This is a genomic window from Pseudomonas sp. CFBP 8758 (assembly GCF_014841725.1).
Lineage (GTDB): Bacteria > Pseudomonadota > Gammaproteobacteria > Pseudomonadales > Pseudomonadaceae > Aquipseudomonas > Aquipseudomonas baltica.
This window is the reverse complement of sequence record NZ_JACYUK010000006.1, coordinates 214,519-231,474: the sequence shown is the minus strand read 5'-3', so window position 1 is coordinate 231,474 and position 16,956 is coordinate 214,519. Positions and strand designations below refer to the sequence as shown.

Here is a 16,956-nt window from a genome sequence, read left to right as displayed (position 1 = left end):
TGGAACGCTGGCGCATCACCCCAGTCATTTCCTTCAGGACCGACCCTTTGCGGCCTTCCAGAACGGGCTCGCGCCCACCATCGAGAGGATTTGGCCAATGGCAACTGCAACCGTGCGATACCTGTTCAACGGCGCCCCGCGCAGCTGGACCCCACCGGACGAGGTCGAACAGAGTCTTCACAGTATCGTGATGCATCTGTTGCAATTGCATTTCGGCGACGGCGAAAACAGCTTGGTGATGCCCACTGCAGAGGACACCGACGAGCAGGTTCTCGAGCAGGCGGCGCGCATGGGGCTGACCGACATCGAAGTGACCGAAGGCGTCGTGCGCTAGGCCCTCACGGCCCGATACAGAGCGCGGATCAGATCGGATTGGGTGATGATGCCGACCAGATGGCGTTCGCTGTCGATGATGGGGATGTGCCGATGGCCATTTTCCGAGAACACCGGCACCAGCTCGGTCAGCAGGCGGTCCGCGCTGGCTACGCGCACTGAACGCGTCATGATCTGCCCGACGATGCTCGTCGTCGGCTGATTCCGGCGGGGTCGCAGAAGGGCGCGCAGGTGCCAGGCCACACCGTCATGGGCATCCAGATCCAGTTGCTGCATGAAATCGGCCACTGTGACAATGCCCAGCAGATGACGCTGTCGGTCGATGACCGGCAGTGCCTTGATCTTGTGTTTGCGCATCAGCGCCCAGGCATCGCGCAGCGGCATTTCCTGGCGTGCGGTGATCGGTTCGCGGCTCATGACTTCGGCGCAGCGCAGCTCACCCATGTTGCGCTGGTACGCCGATGCCTCGGCGTGCTCGAGCAGTGCCTGCAGATCGTTGCGATCGACGTCCAGCACTTGGTTGTAGTGCACCAGTGCGGCGTCCAGGTCAGCATGGCTGAAACGGCTGGGGCCGGACGGCGTGCTGGTGGCGGGTACATGGGGCCATGGCCGCCGCGTCAGGTTGTTGTAGATCAGGCCGGCGGCGACCAGCAGCAGCGAATCGATCAGCACCGGATTCACCGCGTAGGTGAACTGCTCGCAGCCCATCACCACCATGAGCAGCGCCGCCGCGCCGCCGGGTGGATGCAGGCAGCGGGCCGCGAGCATCAGTGCGATCGCCAGGCCGACTGCAAGGGCCGCAGCGAACGTGGGATCGGGGATCCACTTGACGCAAGCAACGCCCACCAGCGCGCTCAGGGTGTTGCCGCCCGCCACCGACCAAGGCTGTGCCAGCGGGCTTGCGGGAAGGGCAAACACCAGCACCGCGCTGGCGCCGATGGGCGCCACGATGGCCAGTCCCAGTGCGCCGTGTTCGGCAGCCCAGTGTCCTTGCAGGCCCAGCGCCGCTATGGTGCAGACCACCAGCACGCCCAGTGCCGCGCCAATGCAGGCGCGCCATTTTTCTCGAGCGTTGATCGGCTGGCGGCTGGGCCAGAGTGCGCGCAGTCGAAGCACTGTCAATGCGGGGCGCGGCGGATGGTCTTCATCAGGTCCTGTGGGCTGATCTGACCGACCACATGGACTCCGCTACCCGGCAACGGCAGGTCGAGGATATGCCCCTTCATCTTGCCGATCACGTGCATCTCGCATGGCTTGCAGTCGAACTTGAGCGTCAACACTTCATCGCCGTGAATCAGCTGCATGGGCGCGACCTTGGTTTTCACGCCTGTCACCCCCTTGGCCTGCTTGGGGCACAGGTTGAACGAGAAACGCAGGCAGTGTTTGGTGATCATCACCGGCACTTCGCCCAGTTCTTCATGGGCCTCGTACGCGGCATCGATCAGCTCGACCCCGTGCCGAAGGTAGAAGTCGCGGGCCTTCTGGTTGTACACGTTGGCCAGGAACGACAGGTGCGATTCCGGATAAACCGGCGGCGGTGCCGTTTCGGCCTTGCGGCTGCCACGAGGATGGGCCTGGACACGCGCGGCCGTCAGCGCCTCGATGGCCTCGCGGCGCAACGCCTTGAGCTGCGAGTTGGGAATGAAGAACGCCTGCGGCGCATCCAGTTCGATGGCCGTCGCATGGTACTGGGTGGTGCCCAGTTGACCCAGCAGGTCATGCAACTGCTCCAGGGCCTGCTCAGGTTTGTTGGCCGGGCCGAACGGGCCTTCCAGCGTGACGTCCACGCGCACGCCTTCCTCGCTGGTAGCGGTTAGTTGCAGGCGCTGCTCGGTCAGCTGAGCGAGCCAGGCCAGGCCGACGCGTCGCTCGGCGGACGTCTTCTGCAGTGCCTGCTGCCAGTTGTGGTCCAGGTTGCGGTTGAGCGGGTGGTTGGGCCTTAGCTGGAACAACCCTGCAGGCATCTCATTGGGCTCGACCCGATAGCGGTAGCGCTTGTGGCCGTCCTCTTCGAACTCGCCCTTGAGCTCGGCGATGTTGGCGCGAAAGCCCACGACTTCGCGCTTGACCAGCACGTTCAGACCATCGCCGTTGGACAGTGGCTGCTCGCTGACCACCAGCATGTCGCGCTTGCCGACTTTCTCCACCAGCCCCACCGGCAGGCCGGTGAAGGTCGGCGAGTCGAACGCGCCGATGTCGATCTTGCGTTCGCTGACGAAATAATCGGTGCTGCCGCGGTGAAAAGTCTTGTCCGGGTCTGGTACGAAAAAGTGTGCAGTGCGGCCGCTGGAGGCGCGTGCCAGGTCCGGGCGGTCTTCCAATACGTCGTCGAGGCGCTGGCGGTAGTAGGCAGTGATGTTCTTCACATAGCCCATGTCCTTGTAGCGGCCCTCGATCTTGAACGAACGCACGCCGGCGTCGACCAGCGCACGAATGTTGGCGCTCTGGTTGTTGTCCTTCATGGACAGCAGGTGTTTCTCGTAGGCCACCACGCGACCCTGGTCATCCTTGAGGGTGTAGGGCAGGCGGCAGGCCTGGGAGCAGTCGCCACGGTTGGCGCTGCGCCCGGTGTGTGCATGGGAGATGTTGCATTGACCAGAGAAGGCCACGCACAGGGCACCGTGAATGAAGAACTCGATGGCCGCGTCGGTTTCTGCGGCGATCGCGCGGATTTCGCTCAGGTCCAGTTCGCGTGCCAGCACCAGTTGGGAGAACCCGGCCTGGTCGAGAAACCTGGCCCGAGCCAGGGTACGGATGTCGGTCTGGGTGCTGGCGTGCAGCTCGATTGGCGGGATGTCCAGTTCCATGACGCCCAGGTCCTGCACGATCAAGGCGTCCACGCCGGCGTCGTACAGCTGGTGGATCAGCTTGCGGGCCGGCTCCAGTTCGTTGTCGTGCAGGATGGTGTTGAGCGTGGTGAACACTCGCGCGTGATAGCGGCGAGCGAAGGTCACCAACTCGGCGATGTCGCTCAGCTCGTTGCTGGCGTTGTGACGCGCGCCGAAGCTGGGGCCGCCTATGTAGATGGCATCGGCGCCGTGCAGGATGGCTTCGCGGGCGATAGCGACGTCGCGTGCAGGGCTGAGCAGTTCGAGGTGGTGCTTGGGCAGGGACATGTTTTTCTGGTCTGAGTCATCACGGTCAAGGCCGCCATTGTAGCGGCGAATGAGCGGGACGGCACGGTCCGCGCGTCGCTGCGCCGTCCGCCCATGCAGGCCAATCGAACCGGCGGTCTGGGGTGGCGTCTACCGGGCAGCGCCCGTGCCGCTGGCAATGGAGGATACTGCCGATGAGCAAGCACATCACCGCCCAGGCTCTGGGCATCGACATTCGCGACGACAACGGTCTGTTCAAATGGCTGCTGGCCAGCTTTCTGATGGGCAAGCGGATCCAGGCGGACATTGCCGTGGAGGCCTATCGGGTGCTGGTCGACAAACATAACCGCGACACGCCCCGCAAGCTGAGCAATTGCACGCACCGCGAATTGGTGGCCATGCTGGGCGAGGCGCATTACGTGCGCTATGACGAAAGTACCGCAACGCGCTTGAGCGCCTTGGCGAAAAAACTGCAAGCCGAGTATGACGGTACGATCGGTGGGATGCGCGCAGCAAGCACGGATCGCCGTGACTTCGAACGCAAGCTGGAAGCGTTCGAGGGTGTCGGGCCCAAAACCGTCGAGATTTTCATGCGCGAGGCGGGCGGGGTGCTGTTTTGAACAGTCACTCCATACGGGTGGGCTGCGCGGGCTGGAGCCTGTCACGCGAACATGCCGAGCGCTTCGCGGCTGACGGTACCCATCTGCAGCGCTACGCGTCGAAGTTGAGCTGTGTCGAGATCAACAGCTCGTTCTACCGTCCGCACCGGCCGCAGACTTATGCGCGATGGGCGGCTTCGGTGCCCGATGAATTCCGTTTCTCGGTCAAGGTACCCAAACAGATCACTCATGTTCAGCGGCTTGAAGAGTGCGCTGTGGCCTTGGACGAATTCCAGGCGCAGTGCGGACAGCTTGGCGACAAGCTCGGTTGCCTGCTGGTGCAGTTGCCGCCTTCGCTGGTGTTCGACGCTCAGGTTGCCGAGGACTTTTTCAGTTGCCTGCGCGAGCGATTTGTCGGGCCGGTGGTGGTCGAGCCTCGTCACCTTTCCTGGGTCGAGGCCGAGCCGCTGCTGCAGGCGCAGCGTATTGCGCAGGCGGCTGTCGATCCTTCCCGTATAGCCACCGATCCCAACCCCGGTGGCTGGCGTGGCTTCCGATATTGGCGGCTGCATGGCTCGCCGCGCATTTACCACGACGCGTACGACGCCGAATATCTCTCACGCTTGCGCGTGATTCTGGCTGAGGCCACCGCAGACGCCGAGGTCTGGTGTGTGTTCGACAACACCGCCTCGGGCGCCGCGCTCGCCAATGCATTGGATATACGATATCCGCCCCGGCGGTGCTGTGGTGTGCCTGGGTGAATGGGTTGAAGCCGGACGCGGCTTGCGCCGCTGCTACAGGGGGTGCGTTGGGTGCGGATACGGCTGCTGTGCGTGTAGCTGCTGTGCGAGCCGCGTCGGCGGTGCCTGCGGTGTGTCTGGGTGAACGCGTCGAGGCCGGACGCGGCTTGCGCCGCTGCTACAGGGGGTGCGTCGGGTGCGGATGCGGCTGCTGTGCGTGTAGCAGCGGCGCGAGCCGCGTCGGCGGTACCTGCGGTGTGTCTGGGTGAATGGGTTGAAGCCGGACGCGGCTCGCGCCGCTGCTACAGGGGGTGCGTCGGGTGCGGATGCGGCTGCTGTGCGTGTAGCTGCTGTGCGAGCCGCGTCGGCGGTGCCTGCGGTGTGTCTGGGTGAACGCGTCGAGGCCGGACGCGGCTTGCGCCGCTGCTACAAGGGGCGGTTTTGCAGGCTGCGTTCGATGCGGGTGAGGCCTTCGGTCAGCAGCGAGCGCGGGCAGCCGAAATTTAGCCGCACGAACTGTTCCAGGCCTGCACCGAAATCCGTGCCGGCGCTCAACCCCACGCGTGCCTGCTGAAGGAAAAAGCGCTGCGGGTTTTCCAGGCCCAGGGCCGAGCAGTCCAGCCAGGCCAGGTAGGTACTTTGCGGCGCATGGACGACGATGCCCGGCAGGCGCGCGCGAATCGTTTCCAGCAGATAGTCGCGGTTACCCTGCAGGTAGATTTTCAACTGCTGCAGCCACTCGCCTGGCTGCGCATACGCGGCGTGGGTAGCCTCCATGCCCAGCGGGTTGACGCTGTCGACCATGCCCACCCGCGCAGCATCGAAGCGCGCGCGCAACTCAACATTCTGAATCACTGCGAAGGCCGTCTTCAACCCAGCCACGTTGTAGGTCTTGCTGGCTGACATGAGGGTGATGGTGCGCTCGGCGACCTCAGGCGACAGCGAGGCAATCGGGACATGACGGCGGCCGTCGAACTGCAGGTCGGCATGGATCTCGTCGCTGATGATCAACACATCCTGCGCTACACAGGTGTAGGCAATGGCCTGCAGCTCGCCGCGCGAATAAGTCTTGCCCAGCGGATTGTGTGGGTTGCTGAGGATGAACGCTGCGCTGTCGCCGAGCGCCTGTTGCAGGCGGTGCGGGTCGCAGGACCATTCACTTTGCGCATTGGCGGTCAGCGGAACTTCGATGCTGCGCATCTTCCAGTGCCCGGCCGCCTCGCGCAGCGGTGGGTAGTTTGGCGTATGCACCACCACGCCGGCGCCTTCGGCCACCAGGCCATGCAGGGCCATGTTGACCCCGGGCACCACGCCGGGCAGGACCACGATATCCTGCGTCTGCACCTGCCAGTCATAGTGATCGCGCAGGTAATCGACCAGCACCTGACGCAGCGCTTCGGACGGCATGCTGTAACCCAGAACGGGGTGCGCCAGCCGCGCCTGCAGTCGTTCGATGACTGCCGGTGGCGCAGCAAAATCCATGTCGGCCACCCACATGGGCAGTACGTCTTCCGGGTAGCGGCTCCATTTGGTGCTGCTGGTGCCGGTGCGGTCGAACAGCGTGTCCAGGTCTGTGCTCATCATGTGCTCGGGGCTGCAATACGTGAAAATTGAAGGGCTTGTAGCGGCATACTACTCAGCGCAAAGGTGACAGGCTACCGATGGCGGACGATATGGCACATTCGTACGTAAAAAGATATTCAGGGTTTTTTTCAAACTTTTTCACTTGCGCCTGGGTCATTGCAGTAAGCGGGTGCTCGTACCCGCTCTGCCATTGACCCCAAGGACTACCATCATGATCCGCGATGACCGTATCGCTCCAGACGGCTACACCACCCCGGTCTACCATGACCACGCCACGACCGCGCCGTTGCTCAAGCGAATTTCGTGGAGTGCCATTCTGGCCGGTGTGGTACTGGCCATGGTTGTTTCGCTGTTGTTGAACCTGCTGGGCACGGCCATCGGTACGGCCACCATCGATCCGATGCAGGAAGCCAATCCGCTGTCCGGGATTGGCACCGGTGCCGGCATCTGGGTGGTCGTCAGCGCCGTCATTTCGCTGTTCGTAGGTGGTTGGGCTGCGGGTCGTCTGGCACAGCGCGAAGGCGCGTTCCACGGTCTGCTGGTATGGGCAAGCGTTTCGCTGATCACCGTCTACCTGGTGTCCAGTGCAGTCACCGGTGTCGTCCGTGGCGGCCTGAACCTGGCCGGCAGCGGCATGTCGGCGCTGGGCAGCGGTATCGCCCAGGTGGCTCCAGCGCTGGGCGACAAGATCCAGGATCAACTGCGCGCACAGGGCATCGACTTCAACCTGGACGATATCCAGGGTGAAATTGAGTTGGCCATGCGTCAGACCGGCAAAGCCGAACTGAACCCGGACAACGTCAAGCAGGAAGCTCAGGCTACTCAGCAGGATGCTCAGAACACTGCTCAGCGCAGCGCCGAGAATCCTCAGCAAGCCGACAACCAGTTGGGTGGTCTGATGGACCGCATCAAGGCCAAGGGTGACCAGGCTTGGGATGCTGCCGACCGTCAAGCACTGGTCAACCTGATCAAGGCTCGTGGCAACAAGACCGACGCCGAAGCCAACCAGATCGTCGATCAGGCTCAGGCCAGCTATCGTCAGGCTTACGCCAAGTATCAAGAGCTGAAGGCTCAGGCCGAGCAGAAAGCCCGTGAAGCTGCCGAAGTGGCTGCCAAGCGTGTTTCGCAAGGCGCCTGGATCCTGCTGATCACCCTGGTGATCTCGGGTCTGGTATCGGCCGGTGCCGGTGTACTGGGTCGTCGCACTCAGCCGCCTGCCAAGGTTGTTGCTGNTGGTCAGCGTGGGCTTTTTCTTGGGCTACGAATATGCGATTCGAAGCCAGTAACATTCGACTGAAGAAACGCTAGCCTAGTAGGCTTTCGTAGGGAATGTTCATCCCGACATGCAGGCGCTTGATCATCGCAAGACTCAAGGAGCGTTTGGCGTTCAATACCTCAGACACACGCCCACTCGAGCCGATGAAGGGCTCCAGATCGCGCATACTCAGGCCTTGCTGGTCCATTCGAAATTTTATCGCTTCGATAGGATTGGACGGGCCGATAGGGTAATGCTGGTCCTCGTATTTCTCGATAAGTATCGCGAGGACTTCCAATTCGTCGGCACTGGCAGTACCGGGCTGCGCACCCCACAGCTCCTCCATGCGAACAAATGCCTTCTGAAGGTCTGTCTCGTTACGGATGGGTTTGAGATTCATCAGATGGTCTCCACGTTGATCTGGTCATACTGGGCATGAGTGCCAACGAATTTTAACCATGCAATCTGGTGGTTGTAGTCGATTGCTACGACCAGGCGATATTTGTTGCCTGCTATGTTGAAAACAACCCTGCCTGCTTTGATGATGCTCCCTGTGCCGATCTCAGCTTTTAGCGCCTGAGGGGTAAGCCAGTTGGCGTTGATTATGAGATTGTGCCACTCAATCAACGGCCGTTGCGCGTCACCGTGTCCGTTCCGCTCCCAGAATTCCCGCAATGTTCGCTTGGCAATGACTCTCATGATAAATGCGGATCTCCCTTTTTGGGAGGATTTTCTGGATCAATTGCATGAGGGTCAAGTGTTGTTCTGGTGCCGCATGTGTACCGACCGATCCCTTTGCACCGCCGGTACTGTCGCTGAGCCAACAGCAGAAGTACAGGTTGCACGATAACGATCGCTGCGCTGCTATCGCGAGCCCAGCCTATGGGGTTTTACCTTTGGCACGATAGCTGCTGAAGCCCCCTGCGAGCGCGACTATACGAATAGAGGCTCCTTCTCTTTTCGTAGCGTTCAGGAGCTTCATCCATGGGTTCAACATCGGGCCGCAAGCCCAGTGGTTCATATCGCGCTTTTGTATCGAGCAGCGTGGCATTGTTCACCGCCACCAGTTTGGGTCTGGCCCACGCGGAGGATACGCAGCTGTCCACGGTGGTGGTGACGGGCGCGGCGCGCAGCGAGGCGCAAAAGGCCAAGGTCGAACTGGACAAGACTCCCGGTACCACCGCAGTCGTCGACATGAAAGAGGTCGAGAAAGGCCGTGCCTCCAATGCCGAAGACGTACTTGCGCTACAACCGGGGGTGTTCGCGCAGGCCACCAGCGGCACCGGTGCCAACAAGATTTCGATTCGCGGTTCGGGTTTGAATACCTTCTATCAGGGGTATGCCCTGGGCATCAAATTTCTCTACGACGGACTGCCGATCACCGGGCCGGGCGGGACTCAGGAAGACCTGCTGAACATGGCCGCAGTCGATCACACCGAAGTGCTGTACGGCGCCAACGCCTTCAAGCACACGGCGCTGTCGCTGGGTGGCGCGATCAACTTCGTCAGCCGTACCGGACGCACGTCCCCAGGCAACTACGCACGGTTCGAAGTCGGCAGTTTCGGCTACCGCAAGCAGCAACTGAGTACCGGTGGCGTGGTCGGCGACAGCGACTACTACGTCAGCGTGCTGCACAACGAACGCGACGGCTATCAAGACAATACGGCCAACAAGGGCCGCGACCTGATCGCCAACTTCGGCCATGTGTTCAGCCCCAAACTGGAAACGCGTTTCTTCCTGCGCTACCGCGAAGAACAGCTCACCAATGGCAACACCCTGACCCGAGCCCAGCTCAAGCACGATCCGCGCAGCAATGACGTCCCCACTGGTCGCAAGAAGGATGGCACGACTTTGCTGGGCAGCAACACCACCTACAGATTCGACGACGACTCGACCCTGGAAGTGGGCCTGGGTTACAACGACTACCCGTTGCTCAACGGCTGGCGGTATTCGGTCTCGCCGCAGGACTGGCGCTCGAAGGACACCAGCGTAGTGCTGCGCTATCGCCGCGCCCATGATGAGCTGTTCGGCCTGCCCAGCGACAGCAGCATCACCTTCAGCAATACCCTGGCCTACCTGGGCGATGTCAAATCCCACAGCCGCAGCACCGGGCAACTGTTGCAGTACACAAAGTACACCGGCTCGCGCGACAGCGTGCTGGCGCTGGGCAACGAGTTGCAGCTCAACGACAGAACCTGGCTGTCCACGGGGCTTTCGTTCATCAACATCAAGCGCAAGGCCGAGATCGAATACACCACCGGGGTGAACACCAGCGAGTTTCCCGATGGCGTGAACTACTCCGAATGGGACACCGCGCCGCGGCTGGGCCTGCGGTATGAACTGACGCCGGACATCCAGCTGTTCGGTAACGTCAGCCGCTCCATCGACCCGCCCGTGACCTGGCAGTTGGGCAGCACCGGCTCGCCGTTCATACGCAACGTGAAACCCCAGAAGGCCACCACCGCCGAGCTGGGCGTACGTGCCAGTGCCGGGATTTTCGATGGCAGTCTGACGTTCTATCGCTCCTGGATCGATGACGAGATTCTGTCCGTGGTGGTGCGTCAGGCCTCGGCCAATCAAGACCAACTGGTGGCTTCGTCCAACGCCAGCCCAACCATTCACCAAGGCGTCGAGGCGGGCTTGAATGCACTGCTGTGGGAAGGCGACAACGGCGATACGCTGAACCTGCGCCAAGCCTACACCTTCAACGATTTCTACTATCGCCACGACAACACCTTCGGCGGCAACGAGCTGCCCAGCCTGCCACGCCACGTGTACCAGGCCGAGCTTCAGTACCAACAGGCCGGAGGCTTTTACGCCCAGCTCAACCTGCGTTCGGCCTCCAGTTACTTCGTCGACTACGCCAACAGTTTCAGCGCACCGTCCTACACCATTCTGGGCGCCCGCGTAGGCTTCGAAGCCCCGAGCAAACGCTGGGACGTGTTCCTGGACATGCGCAACCTGACCGACGAACGCTACGCCACCGCGGCCAACACCACCTACGACGCCCGCGGGCAGGATTCCGCCAACTTCTATCCGGGGGATGCGTTCAACGTCACGACTGGCGTTGCGTTTCGGTTTTGATAGGGCCCTGCTTTGACGATGCATGAGGGACTCGAATGAAGGCTTGCCCGGTGGTCATCCGCTATAGAGAAGGCTTGGAGGTTCTCGCCTTCGAGCACCCTCTAGCAGGGCTGCAGTTGGTGAAAGGGACCGTAGAGGAGGGTGAGACTTCGGCCGCGGCGGCTGGTCGCGAATTGTTCGAAGAGGCGGGCATTCGAGCAAGGGTGGTGCTTGATTTGGGTACTTGGCAGTACACAGGCACCGGTGAGATATGGATGTTTCATCAATGCGAAGCCATTGGTGAACTTGCGGATCACTGGGTGCATTATTGTCAGGACGACCAAGGACATCGTTTTCGTTTTTTCTGGCACCGGCTTGCCAGCCAGCCCGATGAGCGATGGCATAAGACTTTCAGAGACGCACTGCATTTCTTGCGTAGCCGGTTGGCGGTCGAAACCAGTCGCGAATGATTTCTGGGATCTGTAGGCTCAGCACACACCGTCTGCAGGATTTAACGCAGTTACAGCAGAGAGAGAGGATGACATGCGAGAGCGCAAGGCAGCGCGCTGGTTGGTGATAGATCCAGAAGGGAGGGTTCTTCTTTTCAGGTTTCACCATACGGCCGGACCGTTGGCGGGGCAGGACTATTGGGCCACGCCAGGCGGTGGCGTCGAGGAAGGTGAATCCTTCGCGTCGGCGGCAATACGGGAGCTACACGAGGAAACCGGAATTCACGTTGTGACGGCAGGTCCTGTTGTCGCCGAGCGGGATTTTGTGATGCAGATGCCTGATGGAGAATATGTACTTGGCTTGGAGCAGTATTTTGCCGTACGCGTCCTACTGCAGGAGCTGTCTCGTGAAGGGTGGACCCCGCAGGAAGTCGAAGTCGTCGCCGAGTGTCGCTGGTGGTCTGCTGACGAACTCCAGTCTACGCAAGAAACCGTGTGGCCCGAGAACCTGAAAAAGTTGCTTTCGAAGTCCGACAGCGCTGCCTCGCCCGTGGTGATTCGCGTTGCCGCCAGCACGGATGCGCGCGCCTTATCCAGCGTTCATCTGGCCGCCTGGCAGGCGGCCTACCAAGACCTTCTTTCACCGTCCTACCTGCTGGCGCTTGAAGACAAGCTGGAGCAGCGGGCAAACGTGCTACGCGAGGCGATCGTTCAGCGGACAATGTCGTTGTGGGTGATCGAGCGAAGCGGGCAAGTCCTGGGTTGGGCCTCTTTCGGGCCCAGCAGGGATGCTGAGGCGGGTTCGGCTACGGCCGAACTGCGCGCGATCAATCTGCTGCCCGAGGTCTGGTCGCAAGGTCTGGGTCGCCAGTTGTGGGAGGTCATCCAGGAAAACCTCACGCGCGACGGCTACACCGACGTGACCGCGTGGGTATTGGCGGGGAACGAGCGGGCAATCGGGTTCTATCAGGCCATTGGGTTCGTCCGCGAACCTGGCAGCGAGCGAACGGTGGTTGAGGATGGGGAATCTCTGTCACTGGTGCGTTATCGCACCCAGTTGATCCCGCCTCTGGTGCAGACGCCGCTGCTGACGCCACGTCTTGAAATAGTCGCCCCGAATGTTGCCCTGGCACAGCTCTTGGCGGATGCCTTGAACGCGAGTTACGAAACCCATCGTCTGTTTCTGGTTTGGAGCCGGCCCCGCTGGGAGCTGACGGATACGCTGGACACCCTGCAGCGAGCGCAGAGCGATTTCGTCCGCCACGATGCGGAGAAAAAGTTCTTCCTGCTGACTCGCGAGCACCCGCAGCAACTGGTGGGGTGTATCGGCTTCACCCCCAAGGCCGATGGCTCCCACGAAATAGGCTATTGGGCGAACCAATCATTTCAGGGCCGGGGTTTGATGCGCGAAGCATTGACGGCACTGATTGCCCAGTTGCCTGGAACACGTGTGTACCTGACGACGTCTTCAGCCAACGCCGCCAGCCGCCGGCTCGCGGAGTCGGCCGGGTTTCGCCTGGTTCGCACCCTGGTCGGTGATCGTCGATCGGATGTCTTCGGGGTGTGTGACACGCTGGTGTTCAACTGGCCCGTAGTGCGGCCTGCAGCATTCGAAGATGCGGCGCAGATCGCCGATGTGCATATCCGCAGTTGGCAGCAGGCGTATCGTAGTTTGATGGATCAAGCTTATCTGCACGGACTGGACCAGACCTTGCTGCAGAGACAGGCAAACTGGGAACAGAGCATCACGGGGCACGATTCGCAAGTGCAGGTCGCCTCGTTGGCGGACGCTGTCGTTGGCTGGATATCGTTCGGGCCCAGCCGCGACCACGATGCAGACCCTCAACAGGTAGGCGAAGTGATGGCCTTGTATGTGCTCGCCGAGCATTGGGGCTCAGGAGTGGGGCGGCGGTTATGGCTGGCAGCCCTGGCCTGGCTGGCCGAGCAGGGCTATGAAAAAGTCACGCTGTGGGTACTGGTCGAAAACGTACGGGCGATCAGGTTTTATCAAGCTGCTGGACTTGCAGAGGAGCCGGAAACACGACGAACGCTCGAACGCGGCGGGACGAAATTGCAAGAAGTCCGGTACAGCGGCCGTCTTTGACTGAGCGAGGTAGGTTTCATGCAGTTGTATGTCGTTCGTCATGGCGAAACATAGGCCAATGCCGAGCATCGGTATGGAGTACACGCCGTTGCAACTTGACGACCAGGAACATCACTGGCTGGAAGCATCCTCCTGAACCCCATCAATGGTCAGCAGTTGCTCCAGTATCTGCTTGGCCTGCGCGCCTGAAGTGCGTTTGAGTTCGATGGTGATGCTGTCGGTGTCGTCACGGTTGCCTTTTTCGACGATGAACTGCCTGACCTTGCCCGCGCGGTTGCCCATCACCTCGTTGACCTTTTTCAGGGACAGGGTCTGCGATGGCGCGATGAGTTTAATGACGTGGACTTGCACGCGGTTGCGGTAGACCCGTTCCATGGGTTTTATGGCGATCAGGATCACCAGAATGATAAAGGTGGCGGCGGTGCTGACCACGTACAGCCCACCGCCTACCGACAGGCCGATGGCGGCGACCGTCCAGAGGCTGGCCGCCGTGGTGAGTCCGCGAATCACTTCGCCGCGCAGCAGGATCGAGCCGGCGCCCAGGAAACCGATACCTGAAACCACCTGCGCCGCCACCCGCGAGGGGTCGAGTTCGGTGTGCGCCATGGCCAGGGCATCCTGAAAGCCGAACGACGATACGATCATGAGCAGGCACGAGCCCACGCACACCAGCATGTGAGTACGCAGGCCTGCGGCCCACAGCAGCCGCTCGCGTTCGAGTCCGATCAGGCTGCCGAGCAGAGCAGCCAACAGCAGGCGGATACACATTTCCCAATCGGTGAGCATGGTTGATCTCCTTGATAAGGGTGAAGCCCGCCGTCGATGGCGTCGGGTTCCAAATTGACGATAGGTATGCTGACGACTCCAGGCGCTTATTGTTCACGATAAATAGGTGAAGAATTCTTCGCGGACGATGATCACGCCCACGGATGAGTGCGATTGTATTTTTTTTTAGGAGCGGTCCCCGGCCGCGAAAGGATCGCTGCGGTATGTCAGGTAAGTTGCGGTAAAGCCTTCGCGGCTGATGACCGCTCCCACGGATGAGTACGATTGTATTTTTTGTAGGAGCGGTCCGCGGCCGCGAAAGGATCGCTGCGGTGTGTCAGGCAAGTTGCGGTAAAGCCTTCGCGGCCGATGACCGCTCCCACGGATGATTGATATCAGGTGTTTGTTGACAGGGCTGTAGTGAAGTTTCAAGTGTTCGAATCGAGGCAGTCGTTCATCACCAAGTGTGTGCTGGCGGCCACTTGGCCGCTCTAATGTACGGTTTTAACGAGTTTCAGCCGCCCAATAGCTGGCACGCTCTCTGCTATCACCCTGTTGCCAATAAATAAGCACCGTCTTTTTTCAGGGCGGTGTTATATGAGTCAGCAGGAGCAGGGAATGAACGGGGAAGTCATTGCAACAACCACGGCACGCAGTCGCTTGCCGTCGGCGCTGGGCGCTGGGGCGACATTGCTGTTTATCGGCCAACTTCATGCCGCACAAGTCAGCGAATCGGCCGAGCAGAAGCCGACCAGTCAACTGAGTACCGTAGTTGTTCAGGGTGCCAGACAGGACGAGAACCAACGCGCCGAAACGGCTTTGAAGGAAGTGGCAGGCGGGGTCAACTATGTCGATTCCGCGACCGTTGAAAAGGGGCGCGTGTCGACCAGTACCGATATCTTCGCGCTGCAGCCCGGTGTAATCGCCACCCAGGGCGGCGGCAGCAACGACGGCACACGGATTTCCATTCGCGGGTCGGGTATCAACAAGGGCGTGGGTTATTTCCGCGCCGGCATCTTCTACCTGTTCGACGGCCTGCCGGTGTCCGGGCCCGGCGGTACCCCCTACGAACTGTTCGAGCCGCTGGGCCTGAGTCATACCGAAGTGCTGCGCGGCGGCAATGCTTTCGATATCGGCTCGTTGTATCTGGGGGGTGCAATCAACTACGTGACCAAGACCGGCTACAATTCCGCGCCCTTGCAAGTGCGCTATGAGGCCGGTAGTTACGGCTATCAAAAGCGTCAGATCAGTTCAGGGCAAGTGCTGGGCCCGCTCGACTATTACGTCAGCCTCACCGACTCGGCGTCGGACGGCTTTCAGGATCAGACCCAAGGCAAGAGCGCCGGGTTTGTCGGCAACGTCGGCTATCAGTTTTCGCCGCAGTTGAAATCCCGTCTGTACTATCGCTACCGAACCACCGACAACGAGACGCCGGGTTATATCACTCGCGCGCAACTCAAGGACGATCCCGAGCAGGCCAACCCGGCCAGTGTGAACGTGCGCGCCCATCGCAAACAGCCAGGTTCGACCTGGGTAGCGAGCAAGACCCAGTACACCTTCGATGACGATTCCAACCTGGAAGTAGGATTGGTCTAACACGACTATCCAATCGACGCGCGACAGGGTGTCAATCGCACGGCCTGGGGCTTCAGCGATTACTCCGCCAGTTTGAAGTACGACCGTCTGGACACTTTGTTCGGCAAGAACAGCATCACCCGATTCAACGCGCTGCGGACCGAGCATTTGAATGCCTATGCCAAGACCAAGGTGCGGATTCCTTCCGGTATCACCGCCAACCTGCCGTCCGGCGCGTTGGTGCGCAAGGCTGAGTACGAAGGCTCCGATACCGTGTTGAGCGCAAGCAACGAAACCGAGTGGATCGACAACACATTGTGGTTGAGTGCAGGACTTTCCGCCGTGGAGTTCCAGCGCAAGGCCAAGGTGTCGTATCCGGTGGGTGGCGAGGCCGACAACCCCAACAACCCCATCGAAAAGAACGACTGGGAGTTTGCGCCCAGGCTGGGGGTGCGTTATCAGATCAACCCCAACTGGCAGCTGTTCGGTAACCTTAGTCGCACGGTCGAGGCGCAGCAGTCGTGGGCTTATGTGTCCGGTGCGCAGGTGTTCACTTCGGGGCCGGCCACCGGGCTCAATTCCGGTGGGCAGAAGCTCGAGCCGCAGATCGCCGATACGTTGGAGTTCGGTACCCGTGGGCAGTTGGGCAACAACACTTGGGACCTGACGTTCTATCGCTCCCATGTGCAGGATGAACTGCTCTCGGTGATCATCAGGGAGGCGACTTCCAGCGCCGATGCATTGACCTCCGAATACAACGCCAGCAAGACCATTCATCAGGGTGTGGAGCTGGGTCTGGATTCTCTGCTGTACCAGAACGACGGCGATGCGTTGCACCTGCGTCAGTCCTATACCTACAGCGACTTCTTCTACCGCGACGACGAGCAGTTCGGCAGCAATCGGTTGCCGGGTATTCCCAAGCACAACTATCAGGCTGAACTGCGTTATGACTTCAGCAATGGCGTGTATGTGGGGGTGAACACCTACTACGCTTCCAAGACACCGATGGACTTTGCCAATACCAAGGATGCCGGCTCCTACAATCTGTGGGGCGCGATCCTGGGATGGGACTCGCCGAAGAAGGATTGGAATGTCTATCTGGACCTGCGCAACCTGACGGACGAGAAGTACGCCGCGTCCATCAGTCCGGCGTTCAATGCCGGCGGCAATGATGTGCGGGCAATCATCCCAGGGGATGGGTTCGGCGCGTATGCAGGGGTGCAGTACAGTTTCCGGTGATTCGATGCCTGCGTAGGAGCGGTCATCGGCCGCGAAAAAGGCGCTGCGGTGTGTCTGGTGTATTGCGGGACATTCTTCGCGGGCGGAGCCCGCTCCCACAACGGTGATAAGTGTTGCTGGAACAGCAGTCATTAAGCAGTTGCAGCCATTTCAAA

The 16,956-nt window shown here is 60.8% G+C and carries 14 protein-coding genes and 3 pseudogenes; 11 read left to right on the top strand and 6 right to left on the bottom strand.

Annotated elements, in window-relative coordinates:
• Positions 1–97: 97 nt before the first annotated feature.
• Entirely contained in the window at positions 98–334 is a 237-nt protein-coding gene (locus tag IFT75_RS15025) for a hypothetical protein (protein ID WP_192055419.1), read from the top strand.
• Here the strand turns inward: IFT75_RS15025 and IFT75_RS15020 are convergent.
• Complete coding sequence (locus IFT75_RS15020) at positions 331–1,449, bottom strand: HPP family protein (RefSeq protein WP_342214382.1); 1,119 nt, start codon at positions 1,447–1,449, stop codon at positions 331–333. The two genes, IFT75_RS15025 and IFT75_RS15020, sit on opposite strands and share 4 nt — an antisense overlap.
• 2 nt (positions 1,450–1,451) lie before the next feature.
• Positions 1,452–3,449, bottom strand: coding sequence for a peptidase U32 family protein (locus tag IFT75_RS15015; RefSeq protein WP_192055415.1), 1,998 nt, complete (start codon positions 3,447–3,449; stop codon positions 1,452–1,454).
• Between the two features lie 173 nt (positions 3,450–3,622).
• On the opposite strand from IFT75_RS15015, the gene IFT75_RS15010 reads away from it, so the two are divergent.
• Together IFT75_RS15010 and IFT75_RS15005 are read left to right on the top strand one after the other, a co-directional pair.
• Positions 3,623–4,048: a DNA methylase gene (locus tag IFT75_RS15010; RefSeq protein WP_192055413.1), complete on the top strand. Its 426-nt coding sequence runs from the start codon at positions 3,623–3,625 to the stop codon at positions 4,046–4,048.
• The gene (locus IFT75_RS15005) at positions 4,045–4,788 is read left to right on the top strand and encodes a DUF72 domain-containing protein (protein ID WP_192055411.1); all 744 of its coding nucleotides are present in this window, start codon (positions 4,045–4,047) and stop codon (positions 4,786–4,788) included. The genes IFT75_RS15010 and IFT75_RS15005 overlap by 4 nt, the downstream gene beginning before the upstream one ends.
• Positions 4,789–5,193: 405 nt before the next feature.
• Here the strand turns inward: IFT75_RS15005 and IFT75_RS15000 are convergent, their stop codons facing one another.
• Positions 5,194–6,348 carry a MalY/PatB family protein gene (locus tag IFT75_RS15000; protein WP_192055409.1) on the bottom strand — a complete coding sequence of 385 codons (1,155 nt, stop codon included), beginning with the start codon at positions 6,346–6,348 and terminating at the stop codon, positions 5,194–5,196.
• A 214-nt stretch (positions 6,349–6,562) separates the two neighbouring features.
• On the opposite strand from IFT75_RS15000, the pseudogene IFT75_RS14995 reads away from it, so the two are divergent.
• Positions 6,563–7,583, top strand: a pseudogene (locus IFT75_RS14995) (hypothetical protein); the annotation flags it as partial.
• Positions 7,584–7,655: 72 nt separating this feature from the next.
• Here IFT75_RS14995 and IFT75_RS14990 read toward each other — a convergent pair.
• Positions 7,656–8,006 carry a helix-turn-helix domain-containing protein gene (locus tag IFT75_RS14990; protein WP_122477607.1) on the bottom strand — a complete coding sequence of 117 codons (351 nt, stop codon included), beginning with the start codon at positions 8,004–8,006 and terminating at the stop codon, positions 7,656–7,658.
• A complete protein-coding gene (locus IFT75_RS14985; RefSeq protein WP_192055407.1) occupies positions 8,006–8,305 on the bottom strand; it encodes a type II toxin-antitoxin system HigB family toxin in 300 nt (99 codons plus the stop codon). The genes IFT75_RS14990 and IFT75_RS14985 overlap by 1 nt, the downstream gene beginning before the upstream one ends.
• A 285-nt stretch (positions 8,306–8,590) precedes the next feature.
• Between IFT75_RS14985 and IFT75_RS14980 the strand changes: the two genes are divergently transcribed.
• From IFT75_RS14980 to IFT75_RS14960, 5 genes and pseudogenes are all read left to right on the top strand, one after another.
• Positions 8,591–10,690, top strand: coding sequence for a TonB-dependent receptor family protein (locus tag IFT75_RS14980; protein WP_192055405.1), 2,100 nt, complete (start codon positions 8,591–8,593; stop codon positions 10,688–10,690).
• Positions 10,691–10,725: 35 nt separating this feature from the next.
• Positions 10,726–11,139 carry an NUDIX hydrolase gene (locus IFT75_RS14975; RefSeq protein ID WP_192055403.1) on the top strand — a complete coding sequence of 138 codons (414 nt, stop codon included), beginning with the start codon at positions 10,726–10,728 and terminating at the stop codon, positions 11,137–11,139.
• 73 nt (positions 11,140–11,212) lie between these two features.
• Positions 11,213–11,650 (top strand): annotated as a pseudogene (locus tag IFT75_RS14970) (NUDIX hydrolase); the annotation flags it as partial.
• A gap of 18 nt (positions 11,651–11,668) precedes the next feature.
• Positions 11,669–12,622 (top strand): annotated as a pseudogene (locus tag IFT75_RS14965) (GNAT family N-acetyltransferase); the annotation flags it as partial.
• Between the two features lie 72 nt (positions 12,623–12,694).
• Positions 12,695–13,222: a GNAT family N-acetyltransferase gene (locus tag IFT75_RS14960; RefSeq protein ID WP_240998783.1), complete on the top strand. Its 528-nt coding sequence runs from the start codon at positions 12,695–12,697 to the stop codon at positions 13,220–13,222.
• Between the two features lie 111 nt (positions 13,223–13,333).
• On the opposite strand, the gene IFT75_RS14955 is transcribed toward IFT75_RS14960, so the two are convergent.
• Entirely contained in the window at positions 13,334–14,008 is a 675-nt protein-coding gene (locus IFT75_RS14955) for an MgtC/SapB family protein (protein ID WP_043190299.1), read from the bottom strand.
• 597 nt (positions 14,009–14,605) lie between these two features.
• On the opposite strand from IFT75_RS14955, the gene IFT75_RS21435 reads away from it, so the two are divergent.
• Together IFT75_RS21435 and IFT75_RS21430 are read left to right on the top strand one after the other, a co-directional pair.
• Entirely contained in the window at positions 14,606–15,583 is a 978-nt protein-coding gene (locus IFT75_RS21435; RefSeq protein WP_244652762.1) for a TonB-dependent receptor plug domain-containing protein, read from the top strand.
• A gap of 72 nt (positions 15,584–15,655) precedes the next feature.
• Positions 15,656–16,801, top strand: coding sequence for a TonB-dependent receptor domain-containing protein (locus IFT75_RS21430; RefSeq protein ID WP_244652761.1), 1,146 nt, complete (start codon positions 15,656–15,658; stop codon positions 16,799–16,801).
• Positions 16,802–16,956 lie beyond the last annotated feature (155 nt).

What these genes read in the sequence shown, in the direction of transcription:
- IFT75_RS15025 (WP_192055419.1), top strand. Translation starts at nt 98, where the DNA reads ATGGCAACTGCAACCGTGCGATACCTGTTCAACGGCGCCCCGCGCAGC.
- IFT75_RS15015 (WP_192055415.1), bottom strand. Translation starts at nt 3,449, where the DNA reads ATGTCCCTGCCCAAGCACCACCTCGAACTGCTCAGCCCTGCACGCGAC.
- IFT75_RS15010 (WP_192055413.1), top strand. Translation starts at nt 3,623, where the DNA reads ATGAGCAAGCACATCACCGCCCAGGCTCTGGGCATCGACATTCGCGAC.
- IFT75_RS15000 (WP_192055409.1), bottom strand. Translation starts at nt 6,348, where the DNA reads ATGAGCACAGACCTGGACACGCTGTTCGACCGCACCGGCACCAGCAGC.
- IFT75_RS14990 (WP_122477607.1), bottom strand. Translation starts at nt 8,006, where the DNA reads ATGAATCTCAAACCCATCCGTAACGAGACAGACCTTCAGAAGGCATTT.
- IFT75_RS14985 (WP_192055407.1), bottom strand. Translation starts at nt 8,305, where the DNA reads ATGAGAGTCATTGCCAAGCGAACATTGCGGGAATTCTGGGAGCGGAAC.
- IFT75_RS14980 (WP_192055405.1), top strand. Translation starts at nt 8,591, where the DNA reads ATGGGTTCAACATCGGGCCGCAAGCCCAGTGGTTCATATCGCGCTTTT.
- IFT75_RS14975 (WP_192055403.1), top strand. Translation starts at nt 10,726, where the DNA reads ATGAAGGCTTGCCCGGTGGTCATCCGCTATAGAGAAGGCTTGGAGGTT.
- IFT75_RS14955 (WP_043190299.1), bottom strand. Translation starts at nt 14,008, where the DNA reads ATGCTCACCGATTGGGAAATGTGTATCCGCCTGCTGTTGGCTGCTCTG.
- IFT75_RS21435 (WP_244652762.1), top strand. Translation starts at nt 14,606, where the DNA reads ATGAACGGGGAAGTCATTGCAACAACCACGGCACGCAGTCGCTTGCCG.